Raw genomic sequence first — 18830 nt, 5'->3', positions numbered from 1 at the left:
CCGCCCATCCGGGCAAGCCCTCCGGGGGCGCCTCACCATGCGGAGGCCAGCCATGACATCACGCGTTCCCTCCCTCATCCTCGGCCGGCTGTTCATCGCGCTGGTCACGCTGACCATCGTGTCCTTCGCGGTGTTCTTCGCCACCACCCTGCTGCCTGGCGATACGGCGACCATCCTGCTGGGCCAGGCGGCGACGCCGGAAGCGATCGCCGGCCTGCGCACGGCCATGCATCTCGACGAACCGGCCCTGCTGCGCTTCTTCTACTGGATCGGCGGGCTGTTCCAGGGCGATCTCGGCACCTCCTATGCCAACCATATGCCGGTGGCGACGCTGATCGGCGGCCGGCTGCTCAACACGCTGAAGCTTGCCGGCCTGACCACCCTGATAACGGTTCCGCTTGCGCTGACGCTCGGCATCACCGCCGCCATGTGGCGGGGCACGCTGTATGACCGTGTCGTCACCATCGCCACCATCGGCATCATCTCGGTTCCGGAATTCGTGCTGGCGACCTTGGCCGTCCTGCTGTTCGCGGTTTACCTGAAATGGCTGCCGGCGCTGTCCTTCACCTACAATGTCGACAGCTTCTCCGGGCTGCTGCGGGCCTATGCCATGCCGGTCATCACGCTGACCTTCGGGGTTTCGGCGCAGATGATCCGCATGAGCCGGGCCGCCGTGATCGAAACGCTGAACACGCCCTATGTCGAGATGGCGCTGCTGAAAGGCGCGTCGCGGCCCCGGATGGTCCTGCGCCATGCTCTGCCCAACGCGCTGGGACCGATCTCCAACGCGGTGGCGCTGTCGCTGTCCTATCTGGTGGGCGGCGTCATCATCGTCGAGACGATCTTCAACTATCCCGGCATCGCCAAGCTGATGGTCGATGCGGTGTCCACCCGCGACCTGCCGCTGATCCAGTCCTGCGCGATGATCTTCTGCGTAGGCTATCTGATCCTGATCACCGCCGCCGACATCGTCGCCATCCTGTCGAACCCGAGGCTCCGATGAAGACACACACCTCCACCGGCTCCCTCGCAACATGGTCCGGCTACAGGATCAATCCGGTAGGCCTGGTCAGTTTCTGCGTGGTTCTGTTCTGGGCGCTGGTCGCCCTGTTCGCCCCCTACCTCGCCCCCCATTCGGTGGGGGACATGGTCGACCTCGATTATTTCGGCCCGATGCGGCCCGGCCTGTGGCTGGGGTCGGATTATCTCGGCCGTGACATGCTGTCCCGCATCATCTACGGGACCCGCTACACCGTCGGCATCTCGCTGGCCGCGGTTTTCATCGCCTGCTTCACCGGCGTCGTGCTGGGCATGACCTCCGCCGTGCTGCGTGGGCCGGTGGACATGGTGGTCAGCCGGGTGCTCGACGCCATGAACTCGATCCCGAGCAAGCTGTTCGGCCTGATGGTGGTGGCGGCGGTGGGATCGTCGATCCCGGTGCTGATCCTGACGCTGTCGGTCATCTACATCCCCGGCGCCTACCGCTTCAGCCGGTCGCTGGCGGTCAACATCGACACGATGGATTTCATGATGGTCGCCCGCATCCGCGGGGAAAAGCTGCCCTACCTGATCGGGTCGGAGATCCTTCCCAACATCGTCGGTCCGGTGCTGGCCGATCTGGGCCTGCGCTTCGTCTTCATCGTGCTGCTGCTGTCGGGCCTGTCCTTCCTGGGTCTGGGCGTCCAGCCGCCCTACGCCGACTGGGGCGCGCTGGTGCGCGAGAACATCGGCGGCCTGCCCTTCGCAGCGCCCGCGGTGATCGTGCCGTCGCTGGCCATCGCCACCCTGACCATCAGCGTCAATCTGCTGATCGACAATCTTCCGCGGAAGATCCGGGACCGGAGTGCCTCCTGATGACGAACCTCGTCGAAATCCGCGGCCTGACGGTCGAGGCCACCACCGATTCCGGTCGCTGGATCCAAATCCTGAAGGGCATCGACCTCGACATCGCCGCTGGCGAAACCGTCGCCTTCATTGGCGAAAGCGGGTCAGGCAAGACCACCGCCGCCATGACGCTGCTGGGCTACGCCCGTCCCGGCTGCCGGATTTCCGGCGGCACGGTGCGGGTCGACGGCCATGACATGGTGACCTTGTCGGAGAAGCAACGGGCGGCCCTGCGCGGCACGGTCGTAGCCTATGTGCCGCAGAGTGCGGCGGCGGCCTTCAATCCGGCGGCGACGATCATGGATCAGGTCATCGAGGTGACGCGGATCCACCAGCTGATGCCGCCGGACGAGGCCCGCCGCCGGGCGGTCGCCCTGTTCCGCGCCCTGTCGCTGCCCAATCCCGACAGCATCGGCGACCGTTACCCACATCAGGTGTCCGGCGGGCAGCTGCAGCGGCTGGCGGCGGCGATGGCCCTCATCGGCGATCCCAAGGTGGTGATCTTCGACGAGCCGACGACGGCGCTCGACGTCACCACCCAGGTCGAGGTGCTGCGCGCCTTCAAGGCGGTGACCGCCAGACGGCAGATCGCCTGCGTCTATGTCTCCCACGATCTTGCCGTCGTCGCCCAGATCGCCGACCGCATCATGGTGCTGCGCCATGGAGAGGTGCAGGAAACCGGCAGCGTCGACGACATCCTGACGCGCCCGACCCATCCCTACACCAAGGAATTGCTGCACGCCTTCCATCCCGACACCGGCGGCCGGGTTGCCGCGGCGGAGGCTTTTGCCACCGATGCCTCCCCGCTGCTGGAAATCAAGACGCTGAGCGCCGGCTACGGCCCGCCGCAGGCGAACGGGCTGCCGCTGGCCCTCGCGGTCAAGGGGGTGAGCCTGCAGGTGAAGCGGGGCACCAACCTCGGCATCATCGGGGAGTCCGGCTGTGGGAAATCGACCCTGGCGCGCGCCATCGCCGGCATCCTGCCGGCCTGCAACGGCGACATCCAGTTCGACGGGCGGGAACTGTGGCACAGCGCCCGCCAGCGCAGCCGGGAGCAGCTGCGCGACCTGCAGATCGTCTTCCAGCATGCCGACACGGCGCTGAATCCGGCCAAGTCGATCGAGGACATTCTCGGCCGCCCGCTGACCTTCTATCACGGCCTGCGCGGCAAGGCCCGGGACGCGCGGATTGATGCGCTGATGGACATGGTCCGCCTGCCCCGCTCCCTGCGCCACCGCCTTCCGGCGGAACTGTCGGGCGGCCAGAAGCAGCGGGTGAATTTCGCCCGCGCGCTCGCCGCCGAACCGAAATTGATCCTGTGCGACGAGATCACCTCGGCCCTCGACACCGTCGTCGCATCGACGATCATCGATCTGCTGAAGGAACTGCAGCGCGAGCTTGGCCTGTCCTATGTCTTCATCAGCCACGACCTGTCGGTGATCGAGGCGATCTGCGACGAGATCATCGTGATGTATCGCGGTCAGGCGGTCGAGACCATCATCCCCTCCGCCCGGCAGCAGCCGCAGCATCCCTATTCGCAGTTGCTGTTCTCGTCGGTACCGAAGCTGGATCCGACGTGGCTCGACACGCTGGATATCGACCCCGAACGGATGCGGGTGGCCTGAGCGACCACTTTGCCGCCCGCGCGGTTCACCGCCGCGCGGGCCTGCAGGGGTTCTGCCGCGAAAGCCCTCACATCGGAAACAGCGTGGTCAGCGGCATGTGGGCCCGCACGATCGGCGATTTCAGAACGACGTAGCTGAAATACTTGTCGATGCCGATGTCCATGTCGGTCAGCTTCTCCATGATCTCCTGATACTCGCCGATGCCGGACGTGACGAACTTCAGCATGTAGTCGTAGCCGCCGGACACCAGATGGCATTCCAGCATCTGTTCGATCTTCTTGACTGCGGCAAGGAAGCGGGCGAAATCGACCTGCCGGTGGTTCTTCAGCGTCACCTCGGTGAAGACGGTCAGGGTCTGGCCGAGTTTGCTGACGTTGATCTGCGCCGTGTAGCCTTCGATGTAGCCCTCGGCCTGCAGCTTCTTGACCCGCATCAGGCAGGGGCTGGGCGACAGGTTCACCAGTTCGGCCAACTCCACGTTGGTGATCCGGCCGTTCTTCTGGAGCTGATGCAGAATCTTGATGTCGATGCGGTCCAGCTTCATGGGGAACCCATCCGGTTCGAGGGCGGGGAACGGAAAAACGACAGCAGAAAATTCTGCCGGTCGGACCAGCTCAGCTTAGCACGCGCCGCCAGCCTGTCGATGACCAAGACGCGGGTCCCCGGCAGAACAAAGCATCATGTCTTCCGGCAACGACAGAAGATAATGCCGTTGAATCGGCCAAAGCAGCGCCTGCCGGGCCGCGTGGCATGGCTAGATGGCGCAACGCCGAAATCGGAGATCCCAACCAATGCCAGCCCCTTTGCAGACGATCGCGTCCTCCCCGAACCTACCCGAACAGGCGGACGTCGTCGTGATCGGCGGCGGCATCGTCGGCGTCTGGGCGGCCTACTTTCTGGCCCGGCGCGGACTGTCGGTGGCCCTGGTGGAGAAGGGGCAGGTCGGGGCGGAGCAGTCCAGCCGCAACTGGGGCTGGTGCCGGCAGCAGAACCGCGACGCACGCGAACTGCCGATGGCGACCAAGAGCCTTGACCTGTGGGAGCGTTTTGCCGCCGAAAGCGGCGAGGACACCGGCTTCAGCCGCTGCGGCCTGCTCTATCTCAGCAATGACGACCAGGAATTGGCGGGCTGGGCGCGATGGCGCGACTTCGCCCGGACGGTCGGCGTCACCACCCATATGCTGAGCAGTGCCGAGGCGGCGGAGCGCGGCCGGGCCACCGGACGGCCGTGGAAGGGCGGCGTCTTCTCGCCCTCGGACGGCATCGCCGATCCGGCCCGCGCGGCGCCCGCCGTGGCGCGGGCGATCATGACCCAGGGCGGCACGGTGCATCAGGGCTGTGCCGCGCGTGGGCTGGAAACCAGCGGCGGGCGGGTCAGCGGCGTCGTCACCGAAAAAGGCACGATACGCACCAAGCTGGCGGTCCTGGCCGGCGGGGCCTGGGCCTCCGCCTTCTGTCATCAGATCGGCGTGCGTTTCCCGCTCGCCTCCATCCGCTCGTCGATCCTGTCGGTCGGCCCCAGCCCCACCGGCCTTCCCGACGCCCTGCACACCGCCGCGGTGTCGGTCACCCGGCGCGGCGACGGCGGACACACGCTGGCGATCAGCGGACGCGGACGCGTCGATCCGACCATGCAGCAGATCCGCTTCGCGCCGCAATTCATGCCGATGTTCAGCCGGCGCTGGCGCAGCCTGATGCCCGGCGGGCTGGAGGGGATGCGCTCCGGCCACGAGACGCTGCGGCGCTGGCGGCTCGACCGCCCGACGCCGATGGAGCGGGTGCGGGTGCTGGACCCCACGCCGGACCGCAGCACCATCCGCCTGACCCGCGAGCGGGCCATGGCCCTGCTGCCCGGCCTGAAGGACGCGCCGGTCACCGCCGCCTGGGCCGGTTACATCGACAGCACGCCCGACGGCGTTCCCGCCATCGGCGAGGTCGGCAGCCTGCCCGGCCTGATCCTGGCGGCAGGCTTCAGCGGCCACGGCTTCGGCATCGGCCCCGGCGCCGGGCATCTGATCGCCGACCTCGTCACCGATCAGGCGCCCATCGTCGATCCCAAGCCCTACCACCCTGACCGCTTCGCCGGATTCTCCGCCGGAAAGGTCGCCGATTTCTGACCGTAGGCAGGTCCGTCAGGCACCACCCGGCGACAGCGAGCGGGCGGCCAAGCGCAGGCAGTCGCGCATCAGATCGTGGCTGCCGGACAGCGGACGCTCCTTGCTGGTCAGGATGGTGATGGGCACGCGGATACTCGGGCGGAAGGGCCGCTGGACGATGCCGGAGAACTGATTCCACGGCAGAAGCCCGTCGACCACCGCCACGCCGATCCCCTCCCGCACGAAGGGCAGCGCGGTGATGGACAGGTCGATTTCCACCGCCGGGGCGTAGACGCCGCCCTCCGCCTCGACCGCACCGGCCAGCAGCCGGCCGGGCAGCGTGTCCACCCGGTAGGAAATCAGCGTATCCTCCGCCAGATCGGCAAATCCAACTTCAGCCTGTTCGGCCAGCCGATGCCCCTCCGGCAAAAGGCAGACAAGTTCGGCATGCCCGACGGTCTCGACATCAAGGTCGTGATGGGGCATGTCGTTCATCGCCACCCCCAACAGAACGTCGCCGCTGCGCAGCATGTCCAGGATGCTGGCGACCGGCGCGACCAGCGAGCGCACGACGATATCGGGATGCGCCTCGCGAAAGGCGGTCAGCGCCTTGGGAACGATCGACATCGATGGTGGAGCCGAAGCGGCGAGACGGACCAGACCGGTGCGGCCATGACGCATGTCGACGGTGCGCCGGCGCAGAGCGCCGAGTTCCGCAAAGATCCGCTCGGCCTCCGGATACAGCTCGTTGGCCTCCTGCGTCGGCACCAGCCGTCCGCGCACCCGGTCGAACAGCTTGAAGCCGAGTTGATCCTCGGCATGCAGCAGGATCTGGCTCAAGGCCGGCTGCGAGATGTTCAGCATCGCCGCCGCCCCCGTCACGGTTCCACAGCGCATCAGCATGCAGAAGACTTCCAGTTGGCGGGCTTGCATTCACGATCCTGGGCGCTGGCGAAGGGGGACGGAGGCGGCAAAGCCGGGCCACGACTACTATAGCGGTCCGCGCACCTTAGGGGAGCGGCATTTCGACCTCCACGCCCCCACCCTCCCCATTCCCGCGCAGGACATCCAGGAACCGTTCCAGCACCAGATTCGGCTGGGCGCCCTTCTTCGTCACCACCTGGAACTCCAGGGCATGATGGAAGGTGTCGGGCAGCAGCGCCCGCATCATGCCGCGCTCCACCCATTGCCGGGCATAGTGGGTGGGCAGAAAGCCGACATAGCATCCGGTGAGGATCAGGAACGCCACCCCCTCGCGGTCGGTGGCCGTCGCGGTGTTGTTCAGCTCATGGGGAAGCTGCGCCTGGGTCGGCGCCACGGCGTCGGCCGCCTCCACCGCCTCGCGCGTCACCACTCGCTCGGGACGGTCGAACAGCGGATGGCCGTCGCCGCAATAGAGCAGCGATTCCTCCTGATAGAGCGGAAGACCGGCCAAGCCCGGCAGACCGCGGCGAACCGGGACGACGCCGACGTGCAACTGCCCGTCCAGCACGCCCCGCTCGATCTCGTTGGGTGGGATCATGCGGATGTTGACGCGGACCTCGGGCGCCAGCCGCTTCAGGCCGCGCAGGGCGTGCGTCACCCGCATCTGCGGCATGGTGACGAGGTTATCGGTGATGCCGATGTTCAGTTCGCCGCGCAGGCGGCCATGCAGGGTGTTGATCTCGCTGCGGAAACTCTCCGTGCTGGCCAGCAGGCGCAGCGTCGCCTCATAGGCCAGATGCCCTTCGTCGGTCAGCCGGAAGCCCGCCCGCCCGCGCCGGCAGAGTGTGAGGCCAAGCCGCCGTTCCAGATCCGCCATATGCTGGCTGATCGCGGCCCGGCTGATGTTCAGCTCCACCTCGGCGGCGGAAAAGCCGCCGCATTCCACCACCGTCCGGAACACGCGCAGCAGCCGGATGTCGGCATCGCCGATCGGGGCAATGGACCGCGTGGGGGACCGGGTCGGCTTGCTCATGCTGGAACCGTGAGGGGTGTGGGCGCGATAGGTAAGTATGCGGTTATGTGAAGTTCTTATAGTTTGGATTTAATCGCAACCACGAACCGCGCACACTCTCCCACGACAGTGCCCAAACAAATGCGGGAGAACAGCGGATGGCCCCCTTGGACAACGATCAAGCGCAGTCGCTCAGCAAGGCCGGCGGACTGACGCGCGAGGAGCTTGACGCCCATTGGATGCCGTTCAGCGGCAACCGTCAGTTCAAGAACAACCCCCGCATGATCGTGAAGGCGGAGGGGACCTGGTACTGGGATGCCGAAGGCCGCAAGATCTACGACAGCCTGTCCGGCCTGTGGTGCAGCGGCGCCGGCCATTGCCGCCGCGAGATTTCGGAAGCAGTCGCCCGCCAGATCGCCGAGCTGGATTACAGCCCGGCCTTCCAGCACGGCCATCCGGCCGCCTTCAAGCTGGCGCACAAGCTGGCGTCGTTGACTCCGGCCGGCCTGGACCATGTCTTCTTCGTCGGTTCGGGCTCCGAAGCGGCCGACACCTCGCTGAAGATGGCGCGGGCCTATTGGCGGATGAAGGGGCAGCCGACCAAGACCAAGCTGATCGGCCGGTCCAAGGGCTATCACGGCGTCAATTTCGGCGGCACCAGCCTGGGCGGCATCGGCGGCAACCGCAAGCTGTTCGGCACCGGCGTCGACGCCGACCACCTGCCGCACACACTGCTGCCGCAGAACCTGTTCGTGAAGGGCATGCCGGAAGAAGGCGCCTTCCTGGCCGATGCGCTGGAGGAGTTGGTGGCGCTGCATGACGCCTCCAACATCGCCGCCGTGATCGTCGAGCCGCTGGCCGGCTCCGCCGGCGTGCTGCCGCCGCCGAAGGGTTACCTGCAGCGGCTGCGCGAGATCTGCGACAAGCATTCCATCCTGCTGATCTTCGACGAGGTCATCACCGGCTTCGGTCGCATGGGCGCCCCCTTCGGCGCCGACGCCTTCGGCGTGGTCCCGGACATCATGAACGTCGCCAAGGGCCTGACCAACGGCGCGGTCCCGATGGGGGCCGTGGTGGCGAAGCACGACATCTACCAGGCCTTCATGGACAATGGCGGGCCGGAGTACATGGTGGAGTTCCCGCACGGCTACACCTATTCCGCCCACCCGGTCGCCTGCGCCGCCGGCCTGGCCGCGCTCGACATCTTCGAGCGGGAGAAGCTGTGGGAGAAGGCCGCGGCGCTGGCGCCGCATTTCGAAAACCTGATCCATGGGCTGAAGGGGCTGAAGAACGTCGCCGACATCCGCAACTATGGGCTGACGGGCGCCGTCACCATCGCCCCGCTTCCCGGTGAGCCGGCCCGCCGGCCATACGAAATCGGCGAAAAGTGCTGGAAGGCCGGCTATTACGTGCGTTTCGGCGGCGACACGCTGCAGTTCGGCCCGCATTTCTACAGCGAACCGGCCGACCTCGACCGCCTGTTCGACGTCGTCGCCGACGCCATCCAGGCGACGGCGTAAGAGCGCCGGCTCACGCATTGCCCCCACCCTTCCCTCGGCTGACGCCGCGGGCCCCTTCCCTCTCCCGCCCAGCTCTCGCACAAAGCTTAGCTTTGTGCTGACGCGGCAGGCGGACCGTAGGTCCGCTGAGAGCGGGGGAGGATAGGTAGGGGTCTAACTTCGCAAAGACGAACACCCCCAGGAAACGCACCATGACCATCGTTGCCCACCTGATCGGCGGCAAGACCGACGCACCCGCCGGCACCCGCACCGCCGACATCGTCAATCCCGCCACCGGCGACGTGGCCGGACAGGTCGCCCTGGCATCGCGCGCCACGGTGGAAGAGGCCATCGCCGCCGCCGAGGCCGCTTTCCCGGCCTGGCGCGCCACGCCGCCGGCCAAGCGCGCCCGCGTCATGTTCCGCTTTAAGCAGTTGCTGGAGGAGAATGCGGAGCGCATATGCACCCTCATCACGGCGGAGCACGGCAAGGTCCTGGACGACGCCTTCGGCGAGCTGACCCGCGGCATCGAGAATGTCGAATATGCCTGCGGCGTGCCGGAACTCCTGAAGGGCGAATTCTCCAAGAATGTCGGGCCGGCCATCGACAGCTGGTCGGAATTCCAGCCGCTGGGCGTCGTCGCCGGCATCACGCCGTTCAATTTCCCGGCGATGGTCCCGCTGTGGATGTACCCGATCGCCATCGCCTGCGGGAACACCTTCGTCCTGAAGCCGTCGGAGCGCGACCCCAGTTCCGCCCTCTATATCGCCCAACTAGCGCTGGAAGCCGGGCTGCCGCCGGGTGTGCTGAACGTCGTCAACGGCGACAAGGAGGCGGTGGACACGCTGCTGACCGATCCGCGGGTGCAGGGCGTCAGCTTCGTCGGCTCCACCCCCATCGCCGAGTATGTCTATTCGACCGCCAGCGCCAATGGCAAGCGGGTGCAGGCGCTGGGCGGCGCCAAGAACCACGCCATCGTCATGCCGGACGCCGACCTGGACAACGCCGTCAACGCGCTGATGGGGGCGGCCTACGGCTCCTGCGGCGAGCGCTGCATGGCGATCTCCGTCGTGGTGGCGGTGGGCGACGAGGTGGCCGACCGGCTGAAGGACAAGCTGTCGGCGGCGCTCCGCGACCTGAAGGTCGGCGCCGGCACCTCCGCCGGCTGCGAGATGGGGCCGCTGGTTACCCGCGCCCATTACGAGAAGGTGAAGGCCTATGTCGACCAGGGCGTCGCCGAGGGCGCCGATCTGGTGGTCGACGGCCGCGGGCTGGTGGTGCCGGGACATGAGAACGGCAACTTCCTGGGCGGCTGCCTGTTCGACCGCGTCACCCCGGAGATGACCATCTACCGGGAGGAGATCTTCGGTCCGGTGCTGTGCCTAGTCCGGGTGAAGACGATGCAGGAGGGCATGGACCTGATCGACGCCCATGAATATGGCAACGGCACCTGCCTGTTCACCCGCGACGGCGAGGCCGCGCGCTATTTCGGCGACATGATCAAGGTCGGCATGGTCGGCATCAATGTGCCGCTGCCGGTGCCGGTCGCCTACCACAGCTTCGGCGGCTGGAAGCGGTCGCTGTTCGGCGACCTGTCGGCCTATGGCCCGGACGGCGTGCGCTTCTACACCCGGCGCAAGACCATCACCCAGCGCTGGCCGACCGGCGGAATCCGCGAAGGCGCCCAGTTCGCCTTCCCGTCCATGAAGTAAAAGGCGCCCACTGTCGTGACGCCGGTGCCGAGGAAGGCACCGGCGCCGGCACACTCTTGCGCGTGGCTTCCCTAACGGTGGAGACCATCGCTCTGCTTGGTATCTGCCGACGTCTTCGCCATCTCGGCCAGCAGCTTGGCCGTCGCGACGGCGAGTTGGTGCTGCGTGTATGGCTTGGCAAGCCGCGGCAGGTCGGCGACGACACCCTCCGGCAGATCGGCATATCCCGTCGCCAGCAACACCGGCAGGTCGGGAGCCACGGCACGGGCCGCCTGGGCAAGCTCGACCCCGGTCATGCCGGGCATCGCATAGTCCGTCAGCAGCAGGTCGACCGCCTGCCCGCCACGCAGAAGTTCCAGCGCTTCGACACCCGATCCCGCTTCGATGACCGTGTGCCCAAGGTCGGCCAACATATCGACCGTGCTCATGGCGATCAGCGCGTCATCGTCGACCACGAGGACCACGGCGGGCGATACCTCGGCCGCCGGGGCTGGCGGCAACTCGGCCGCCTGGGCGGGTTTCATCGCCTTCGGCAGCCACATCTCCACGAGCGAACCTTCGCCCGGAACGCTCGACAGCCGGAAGGCGCCGCCGGACTGTACCGCGAGGCCATGGACCATCGACAACCCCAGCCCGGTGCCTTTGCCGATGCCCTTGGTCGAGAAGAACGGCTCGATCGCCCGCGCCAGCGTTGCCTCATTCATCCCTGTTCCGGTGTCCCGCACGCTCAGGTGCGGGTAGGAAGCGGGCGGCAGTCCCGAAGCCACCGGAACCGGCGCCTCATCCACGGTCACGGTCAGCGTGCCGCCCTCGGGCATGGCATCGCGGGCGTTGACGGCGAGATTCAGGATCGCCAGCTCGAGCTGATTGGGATCGATCAGCGCCGGCGCCGTCGCGGGGGGTGCGTCGATACGGATGACGACGCGCGGGCCGACCGAACGCTCCAGAAGCGTTTTCATGCCGTCCAGCAGCCCGGCGAGGTCCACCGCCTGCGGCTGCAGGTCCTGCCGACGGGCGAAAGCCAGAAGCCTTTGGGTCAGCGTCGCTCCGCGCCGGGCGCCCTGCATGGCGCCGTCGAAGAGACGCTCCGTCGTCGGGTCGGCGGGAAGGCGTTTGCGCAGCAACTCCAGATTGCCGAGAACCGCCATCAGAAGATTGTTGAAATCATGCGCGACGCCGCCGGTAAGCTGGCCCAGGGTCTCCAGCTTCTGTGTCTGGCGCAGTTGCTCCTCGGCGCGTTCGCGATCGCGGATCTCGTCGCGCAGTTGGTCGAGCGTCGCCGCCAGTTCCCGGGTGCGCTCCTCCACCTTGAACTCCAGCGTCGCGGTAAGTCGCTGCAAGGCCTCCTGCGCCGCTTTCTGGTCGCTGATATCGACGATGACCGCAAGCGCTCCGACCGTCTTGCCGGTGGCGTCCCGCACAGGCACGCCGCTGACACGGGTCCAGATCGGCTGACCGCCTGCGGGACGATAGATGAACTCGATGCCGCCGACAGTCTCGCCGCGCAGGGCCTGCATCGCGACATACTGATCCCTTGGCAGCCGGCGGCCCCCTTCGTCATATCCGATCCAGCTCTCCTCCCCGTCCGGCCGCTGGGAAGGGATGACCGCATCCGGAAGGAAGCGCCGGAATGCCGGATTGGACAGAATGGTCCGGCCGTTCGGGTCCATCAGGTTCACCGCCACCGGCAGGTGTTCCACCAGCGTTTCGAAACGCGCCCGTTCGTCGGCAAGGTCCGCCAGCAGACGCTCGCGCTCCACGAGCCTCGCCCTCGCCTCATATTGCCGGCGCCGGCCACGCAGACAGGTCCGCACGACGCTGACCAGGGTGGTCGGGTGGAAGGGTCGCTCCACGAAGGTGACGTTGCCCAGCAGTTCGGTCAGGCGCGCCGCCTCGGGCGTCCGTTCGGAACCGGCTCCCCGCAAGGTGAGCAGAATGACGGGAAGGTCCGACCATGGCGGCTGTGCGCCGATCCAGGCGGCAAGCCCCTGGAGATCCGCGGTCCGCACCGCCTCTTCCGCCAGGATGAGCAGTCCGGCCCCGTCCTCCAGCGCCGTGCACAGCGCCGGCAGGTCGGGACAGGCGTGTGCAGCGATCCCGACCTCGCCCAGTAAGGCGCAAGCGACTGTGGCATCCCGTCCATGTGGCGCCAGGATCAGCGCGCGTTCCGTGGTGGCGACCTCGTTCAAGCCGGATCATCCTGCAGCAAGGGTCCGCCTTGGCCGATATAGACCGGCACGCCGCGCAGCACCCCCTGGAATGCGTCCAGCGGCGGCCCCAGAGTGATGCCGCTGTCGTTGATCCGGTACTCGCGGATCGTGTCCTCGTGCGGACCGGCGCGCTTCTTGATCACCGAGATCGCCCGCCGGACACGGCCCAGCGCCTCGAAATAACGCAGCAGCACGACGGTGTCGGCGAGATAGGTGACGTCGACCGGGGACTGCATGTCACCGATCAGGCCATGCTGTGCAATGGTGAGGAAGGTCGTCACACCCTGACGGTTCAGGTACAGCAGCAATTCGTGAAGATGCAGCACCAGAAGCTGCTCTTCCGGCATCGCCGCCTGATAGCCGTTGAGGCTGTCGATCACCACCGTGCGGATCTGGTGGTCGTCGACGCAGGCGCGGACCCGGTGGGTGAACTCGCCGGGCGCGAGTTCCGCCGCATCCACCTGCTCGACGATCAGGCTGCCGCGATCCCGCATGGCTTCAAGATCGAAGCCCATCGCCCTGGTCCGGGCGAACAGCAGGCCAAGCTCCTCGTCGAAGACGAACAGCGCGGCCCGCTCTCCCCGTGCGACGGCGGCCACCGTGAACTGAAGCGCAAGCAGCGATTTTCCGGTCCCCGCGGGGCCGATGATCAGGGCGCTCGATCCGCGCTCCATGCCGCCGCCCAGCAGCGTGTCGAGTTCGGCGATGCCGCTGGCCAGACGCTCCCCGGCGAAGCCGGTTCGATGCTCGGCCGCGATCAGCCGGGGGAATGTCTGGAAACCGTCGGCGGTGATCGTGCAGTCGTGGTAGCCACCCCGATAGGCCTGCCCACGGTATTTCAACACCCGCAGACGCCGCCGCTCCGCTCCGTAGGCCGGCGTCAGCATTTCCAGGCGGATCACGCCATGCGCGATGCTGTGGACCGTCTTGTCCATCGTGTCGGTGGTCAGGTCGTCGAGCAGCAGCACGGTGGCGCCGTGGCGGGCGAAATAATGCTTGAGGGCGAGGATCTGGCGCCGGTACCGCAACGAACTCTGGGCCAGCAGCCGGATCTCCGACAGGCTGTCGAGAACGATCCGCATCGGCTTGCAACGCCCGATCGCGTCGAACATCAGCTTGGTCGTCTCGCCGAGTTCGAGATCGGAGGAATAGAGCAGACTCTGCTGGTGCGCCTCGTCTAGCAGGCTTTCCGGCGGAACCAGCTCGAACACCGTGATCTCTTCGCCGAGCGTCCAGCCATGTGCGGCGGCTGCGTCGCGCAGTTCGCCCTCGGTTTCCGACAAGGTGATGTAGAGCCCGGTTTCACCGGCCGCCGCGCCTGCCAACAGGAACTGCAGGGCGATGGTGGTCTTGCCGGTGCCGGGACTTCCTTCGAGCAGGAAGACACGGTCGCGGGCGAGCCCGCCGGCCAGGATGTCGTCAAGCCCGGTAACGCCGGTACGCGCCTTGTGCGGCTGTTCAGAGGATGCGGCCATGGCGGGCTTGGATTTCCGTCTTGAAGGGGTCGGGCAGCGCATGCGCCGGACTGCAGTCCAGAGTGTCGGGAGTGGCACGCTGCGCATGCCTCGGGTTATGCACCGGTTGAAAATCGGGCCGGAAGTGGGCGGGTATGCCGCAGATTGGCGCCGGTCGGACCGCCGTCCACCGAAACTTGGGCAACACGCGGTTGCTCAGCACGGCACCAAGGTGAGGAAGATGGATGGACGAAGATAAGTCTGCACACACAGATCCCGTCCCTTGTACGCAGCCGTTCAATACTAACGCACTGCGCGAGCTGGCGCAGCCTGGGCTATCCTCATCGGCCCTTCCTCATAGATCGTTCGAGCACGACCTTCGCGCCCAACCACGGTCAGTCCGGAAGGTCCTGGCCGTCGTGGACCGCAAGATCCGGAGAAAGCTCCTTTACTGCGCCGATCAAAAACTCCTTGTTTCCTTCCGGTCCGGTGATCGGGCTTTCGGTAATGTCCAGAACGCGCCAGCCCGGCAGACCATCCAGCCACGCGCGGATGCGGTCGCAGACTTCCCCGTGCAGTTCGGGTTCGCGCACAACCCCGCCCTTGCCGACGCGGCCCTTGCCGACCTCGAACTGCGGCTTGATGAGGGCGACCAGCCGCCCGCCCGGCACCACGAGGGCCAGCGCCGCCGGCAGCACGATTTCCAGCCCGATGAAGCTGGCGTCGCACACCACCAAGTCGATCGGGTCCGGGATCTCGGCCGTGGTCAGGTGGCGGGCGTTGGTCTTCTCCAGAACCACCACGCGCGGATCGTTGCGCAGCTTCCATGCCAGCTGGCCATGGCCGACATCGACGGCATAGACCTTGGCGGCCCCGCGGGTCAGCAGCACGTCGGTGAACCCGCCGGTGGAGGCGCCGACATCGACCGCGGTCAGCCCCGTCGGATCGATGGCGAAGACGTCCAAGCCCTTCACCAGCTTCAGCCCGCCGCGCGACACCCAGGGATGATCCTGCCCCTTGACCGCCAGCGGGGCCTCCGCCGCGATCAGGTCGCCGGCCTTGTCGATGCGCTTCGTCTCGGAATAGACCAGCCCGGCCAGGATCAGCGCCTGCGCTTTGGCACGGCTTTCCGCCAGCCCGCGCTCCACCAGCGCCACGTCAACCCTCACCCGTGCCATGCCGTCGCCCTTCGCTCGCTCGTGACGGCGCATTCCTGACGCGGAACCGCCGCAAGGGCAAGCCCCGGTTCCAGGCGACCGCCGGTCAGGCCGGCGGGAAATCCACCGACACGCGGGTGCCGTAGGGGCTGCTGTCCGCCGTCAGCCGGCCACGCAGCTGGCCGACGAAGGCGCGCACCACCTTCAGCCCCAGCGTCGACGCACGGGCGACGTCCAGTCCCTGCGGCAGGCCGATGCCGCGGTCGACGACCTCCAGATGGATGCGACCGCCGTCGCCACGGCCGAGCCGCACGTCGATGTCGCCGGGCACTCCGGCGGGAAAGGCGTGCCGTGCCGCGTTGCCGACCAGCTCGCTGACGATCAGGCTGAAGGGAATGACCGACTCCATCGGCATCTCGGTCGTCTCGGCCGTGACCTTGACGCGGTGGGCGCCGGGCAGCGTCGCCTCAAGCTCCTGGCACAGTTCACGCAAATGGACCGACATGTCGACGGTGCCGGCCCGCAGGGCGCCGTGGGTGCGCTGGTGTGCCTGGGTGACGATGCCGACGCGCCCGCCGGCGCTCTGCAGGGCGCGGCGGACCTCCGGATCCTTGCTCGACAGGGTCTGCAGGGTCAGCAGGCTGGAGACCAGCTGCAGCGTGTTCTTCAGCCGGTGGCTGACGTCGCGCAGCCGCCGGTCATGTTCGGCCACCGATTCCGGGGTTTCCTCGGCGGTGACGATCAGGGCGCGGACGACGCCGTTGACCCCCAGCAGCGGCGTGACCCGCACATCCCAGAACCGCTCGCCATCTGTGTTGCGGTCGCCGGCGGCCCGGTTGCGCTGCGGCTGGCCGGTCCGCCGCGCCTCGATCAGCATGGACAGCGACAGGGCCGGGAAACGCTCCGTCAGGTTGGTGCCCGCGACCGCGCCCAGCGCCCGGAAGGCGGCGTTGGCGAAGGCGCAGCGGTCGCCCTCCCCCTCCACCAGCGCGGTGGGTGTCGGCGTCTGATCCAGCAGGCTGCGCAACATTGCCGGATCGTCGATGCCGACGGCCGCAACGTCGGCACCGGCAGTCCGATCCGCCCCCGGATCGGCACCGAACTCCGCGTTGCGGTATGCCGTGACCGCCATGATGTGCGCCATCGCCCCAGACCTCGTAGCCATCCGCTGCCGTAGGCTCGCTCCCCGGTTCTCCGGGGGCTACCATTCCAGCTTGGCAAGTGTAAGGCGTCGCTCGCGCTCCACACCAGTCCAACAACCCGAAAAGCCGCTAGACAAATGGCATTACGCCGTTCGGATGGCCTGGGCGAACGGCTGAAGGATAGAGGATCAGGCCCGCGCCGCGGCGCTCTCGATTCCCAGCGCCTGCAACGCGGTGCGGACGATCTGCTGGGCGGTCAGGCCGGCGGTCTCATACTGCTTTGCCGGCGAGTCGTGGTCGAGATAGAGGTCAGGCAGGACCATCGGCCGGATCTTCAGTCCGCCGTCGAGCAGCCCGGCCGTCGCCAGGAATTGCAGCACGAAGCTGCCGAACCCGCCGACCGATCCCTCCTCTATGGTGATCAGCACCTCATGCTCAAGCGCGAGGCGGCGCACCAGATCCTCGTCCAGCGGCTTGGCGAAGCGGGCGTCGGCCAGCGTGGTCGACAGGCCGCGCGCCGCCAGTTCCGCCGCCGCGCGCCGGGCCTCGCCCAGGCGGGTGCCGTAGCTGAGGATGGCGATCTTGGTGCCTTCCTGCAGAATGCGGCCCTTGCCGATCGGCAGCAGGCTGCCGCGTTCCGGCAGCTCCAGCCCCACCCCCTCGCCGCGAGGGTAGCGCAGGGCCGAGGCGCGGTCGTCGATGGCGGCCTGGGTCGCCACCATGTGCATCAGTTCCAGCTCGTCCGCCGCCGCCATCAGGACGATGTCGGGCAGGCAGCCGAGATAGGCGGTGTCGAAGGACCCGGCATGGGTCGCCCCGTCCGCGCCAACCAGTCCGGCGCGGTCCAGCGCGAAGCGCACCGGCAGATGCTGCAGCACCACGTCATGGATGACCTGATCGTAAGCGCGCTGCAGGAAGGTGGAGTAGATGGCGCAGAAGGGCTTGAACCCCTCCGTCGCCATGCCGGCGGCGAAGGTCACCGCATGCTGCTCGGCGATGCCGACATCGAAACAGCGGTCGGGGAAGCGCTCGCCGAACAGGTCCAGGCCGGTGCCCGACGGCATGGCGGCGGTGATGCCGACGATGGTCTGGTCGGCCGCCGCCTCGGCGATCAGGCTCTGGGCGAAGACGCGGGTGTAGGTCGGGGCATTGGACTTCGGCTTCGACTGGGTGCCGGTCACCACGTCGAACTTGGCGACGGCGTGCAGCTTGTCGGCCGACTCCTCCGCCGGGCCATAGCCCTTGCCCTTCTTGGTGACGACATGGATCAGCACCGGCTTGTCGTCGTCGGCGTCGCGGACGTTCTGCAGCACCGGCAGCAGGTGGTCCAGGTTGTGGCCGTCGATCGGGCCGATGTAGTAGAAGCCCATCTCCTCGAACAGGGTGCCGCCGGTGACCATGCCGCGGGCATATTCCTCCGCCCGGCGCGCCGCGTTGCGCAGCGGGCGCGGCAACTGGTCGGCGATCTCCTTCGCCAGATGGCGCAGCGACAGGTACGGCTTGGACGAGATCAGCCGCGACAGATAGGCGCTCATCGCGCCCACCGGCGGGGCGATGGACATGTCGTTGTCGTTGAGAATGACGATCAGCCGCGACTTGGTGGAGGCGGCGTTGTTCATCGCCTCATAGGCCATGCCGGCGCTCATGGCGCCGTCGCCGATCACGGCGATGACGTTGCGCCGCTCTCCCTTCATCTTGCTGGCGACCGCCATGCCGAGGCCGGCCGAGATGGAGGTGGAGCTGTGGCCGGCGCCGAAGGGATCGTATTCGCTCTCCGACCGCTTGGTGAAGCCGCTCAATCCACCGCCCATGCGCAGCGTGCGGATGCGGTCGCGCCGCCCGGTCAGGATCTTGTGCGGATAGCACTGATGCCCGACGTCCCAGATCAGCCGGTCATAGGGCGTGTCGAAGACGTAATGCAGCGCCACCGTCAGCTCGACCACCCCCAGCCCGGCGCCGAGATGGCCGCCGGTCACCGACACGGCGTCCACGGTCTCGGTGCGCAGCTCGTCTGCGAACTGGCGGAGCTGTTCGGGCTTGAGGGCCCGCAGCTTGGCTGGCGTCGGACAAAGGTCGAGCAGCGGGGTCTTGGTGGTCACTCTGGCAAGTCCTCAA

General features: G+C 67.3%; 14 protein-coding genes. 6 read left to right on the top strand and 8 right to left on the bottom strand.

Translation table 11 applies throughout. From position 1 onward, the window contains the following. Window positions 1–52: 52 nt before the first annotated feature. From B9N97_RS10750 to B9N97_RS10740, 3 genes are read left to right on the top strand one after another with little or no spacing between them, the layout of a single operon-like run. Window positions 53–1003 carry an ABC transporter permease gene (locus B9N97_RS10750; RefSeq protein WP_085086159.1) on the top strand — a complete coding sequence of 317 codons (951 nt, stop codon included), beginning with the start codon at window positions 53–55 and terminating at the stop codon, window positions 1001–1003. Further along, window positions 1000–1854, top strand: coding sequence for an ABC transporter permease (locus tag B9N97_RS10745; RefSeq protein ID WP_085086158.1), 855 nt, complete (start codon window positions 1000–1002; stop codon window positions 1852–1854). The genes B9N97_RS10750 and B9N97_RS10745 overlap by 4 nt, the downstream gene beginning before the upstream one ends. Then, window positions 1854–3509 (top strand): ABC transporter ATP-binding protein, encoded by a 1656-nt coding sequence (locus B9N97_RS10740; RefSeq protein WP_085086156.1) that lies wholly within the window; start codon window positions 1854–1856, stop codon window positions 3507–3509. The genes B9N97_RS10745 and B9N97_RS10740 overlap by 1 nt, the downstream gene beginning before the upstream one ends. A gap of 67 nt (window positions 3510–3576) precedes the next feature. On the opposite strand, the gene B9N97_RS10735 is transcribed toward B9N97_RS10740, so the two are convergent. Continuing rightward, window positions 3577–4053, bottom strand: a complete 477-nt coding sequence (locus B9N97_RS10735) for an Lrp/AsnC family transcriptional regulator (RefSeq protein WP_085086154.1) — start codon at window positions 4051–4053, stop codon at window positions 3577–3579. Window positions 4054–4300: 247 nt separating this feature from the next. Here B9N97_RS10735 and B9N97_RS10730 point away from each other — a divergent pair, with 247 nt between their 5' ends. Then, a complete protein-coding gene (locus B9N97_RS10730; RefSeq protein WP_085086143.1) occupies window positions 4301–5626 on the top strand; it encodes an NAD(P)/FAD-dependent oxidoreductase in 1326 nt (441 codons plus the stop codon). Window positions 5627–5641: 15 nt separating this feature from the next. On the opposite strand, the gene B9N97_RS10725 is transcribed toward B9N97_RS10730, so the two are convergent. Together B9N97_RS10725 and B9N97_RS10720 are read right to left on the bottom strand one after the other, a co-directional pair. Continuing rightward, complete coding sequence (locus tag B9N97_RS10725; RefSeq protein ID WP_085086141.1) at window positions 5642–6538, bottom strand: LysR family transcriptional regulator; 897 nt, start codon at window positions 6536–6538, stop codon at window positions 5642–5644. A gap of 76 nt (window positions 6539–6614) precedes the next feature. Next, window positions 6615–7562, bottom strand: a complete 948-nt coding sequence (locus tag B9N97_RS10720; RefSeq protein ID WP_085086139.1) for a LysR family transcriptional regulator — start codon at window positions 7560–7562, stop codon at window positions 6615–6617. Between the two features lie 137 nt (window positions 7563–7699). Here B9N97_RS10720 and B9N97_RS10715 point away from each other — a divergent pair, with 137 nt between their 5' ends. After that, window positions 7700–9061, top strand: a complete 1362-nt coding sequence (locus tag B9N97_RS10715; RefSeq protein WP_085086137.1) for an omega-aminotransferase AptA — start codon at window positions 7700–7702, stop codon at window positions 9059–9061. A 191-nt stretch (window positions 9062–9252) separates the two neighbouring features. Continuing rightward, the gene (locus tag B9N97_RS10710; protein ID WP_085086135.1) at window positions 9253–10752 is read left to right on the top strand and encodes a CoA-acylating methylmalonate-semialdehyde dehydrogenase; all 1500 of its coding nucleotides are present in this window, start codon (window positions 9253–9255) and stop codon (window positions 10750–10752) included. A 71-nt stretch (window positions 10753–10823) separates the two neighbouring features. Here the strand turns inward: B9N97_RS10710 and B9N97_RS10705 are convergent, their stop codons facing one another. The 5 genes from B9N97_RS10705 to dxs form a co-directional block, all read right to left on the bottom strand. Further along, window positions 10824–12941, bottom strand: a complete 2118-nt coding sequence (locus B9N97_RS10705; protein WP_085086133.1) for a hybrid sensor histidine kinase/response regulator — start codon at window positions 12939–12941, stop codon at window positions 10824–10826. Next, a complete protein-coding gene (locus B9N97_RS10700; protein ID WP_085086131.1) occupies window positions 12938–14437 on the bottom strand; it encodes an ATPase domain-containing protein in 1500 nt (499 codons plus the stop codon). The genes B9N97_RS10705 and B9N97_RS10700 overlap by 4 nt, the downstream gene beginning before the upstream one ends. A 374-nt stretch (window positions 14438–14811) precedes the next feature. Beyond that, the gene (locus B9N97_RS10695) at window positions 14812–15594 is read right to left on the bottom strand and encodes a TlyA family RNA methyltransferase (protein WP_085086129.1); all 783 of its coding nucleotides are present in this window, start codon (window positions 15592–15594) and stop codon (window positions 14812–14814) included. A gap of 85 nt (window positions 15595–15679) precedes the next feature. Beyond that, the gene (locus B9N97_RS10690; RefSeq protein WP_085086127.1) at window positions 15680–16717 is read right to left on the bottom strand and encodes a sensor histidine kinase; all 1038 of its coding nucleotides are present in this window, start codon (window positions 16715–16717) and stop codon (window positions 15680–15682) included. Between the two features lie 186 nt (window positions 16718–16903). Then, entirely contained in the window at window positions 16904–18814 is a 1911-nt protein-coding gene (gene dxs, locus B9N97_RS10685; RefSeq protein ID WP_085086125.1) for a 1-deoxy-D-xylulose-5-phosphate synthase, read from the bottom strand. Window positions 18815–18830: the final 16 nt, after the last annotated feature.

The sequence above is a fragment of the Azospirillum oryzae genome (assembly GCF_900177515.1).
Lineage (GTDB): Bacteria > Pseudomonadota > Alphaproteobacteria > Azospirillales > Azospirillaceae > Azospirillum > Azospirillum oryzae_A.
Note: the sequence above shows the minus strand (reverse complement) of the source record. Positions and strands in the feature narration are given on the sequence as shown.

Coding starts and splice junctions, on each gene's coding strand:
- B9N97_RS10695 (WP_085086129.1), bottom strand. CDS start 15,594: ATGGCACGGGTGAGGGTTGACGTGGCGCTGGTGGAGCGCGGGCTGGCG.
- B9N97_RS10730 (WP_085086143.1), top strand. CDS start 4,301: ATGCCAGCCCCTTTGCAGACGATCGCGTCCTCCCCGAACCTACCCGAA.
- B9N97_RS10735 (WP_085086154.1), bottom strand. CDS start 4,053: ATGAAGCTGGACCGCATCGACATCAAGATTCTGCATCAGCTCCAGAAG.
- B9N97_RS10725 (WP_085086141.1), bottom strand. CDS start 6,538: ATGCAAGCCCGCCAACTGGAAGTCTTCTGCATGCTGATGCGCTGTGGA.
- B9N97_RS10715 (WP_085086137.1), top strand. CDS start 7,700: ATGGCCCCCTTGGACAACGATCAAGCGCAGTCGCTCAGCAAGGCCGGC.
- B9N97_RS10700 (WP_085086131.1), bottom strand. CDS start 14,437: ATGGCCGCATCCTCTGAACAGCCGCACAAGGCGCGTACCGGCGTTACC.
- B9N97_RS10750 (WP_085086159.1), top strand. CDS start 53: ATGACATCACGCGTTCCCTCCCTCATCCTCGGCCGGCTGTTCATCGCG.
- B9N97_RS10690 (WP_085086127.1), bottom strand. CDS start 16,717: ATGGCGCACATCATGGCGGTCACGGCATACCGCAACGCGGAGTTCGGT.
- B9N97_RS10720 (WP_085086139.1), bottom strand. CDS start 7,562: ATGAGCAAGCCGACCCGGTCCCCCACGCGGTCCATTGCCCCGATCGGC.
- B9N97_RS10740 (WP_085086156.1), top strand. CDS start 1,854: ATGACGAACCTCGTCGAAATCCGCGGCCTGACGGTCGAGGCCACCACC.
- B9N97_RS10745 (WP_085086158.1), top strand. CDS start 1,000: ATGAAGACACACACCTCCACCGGCTCCCTCGCAACATGGTCCGGCTAC.
- B9N97_RS10710 (WP_085086135.1), top strand. CDS start 9,253: ATGACCATCGTTGCCCACCTGATCGGCGGCAAGACCGACGCACCCGCC.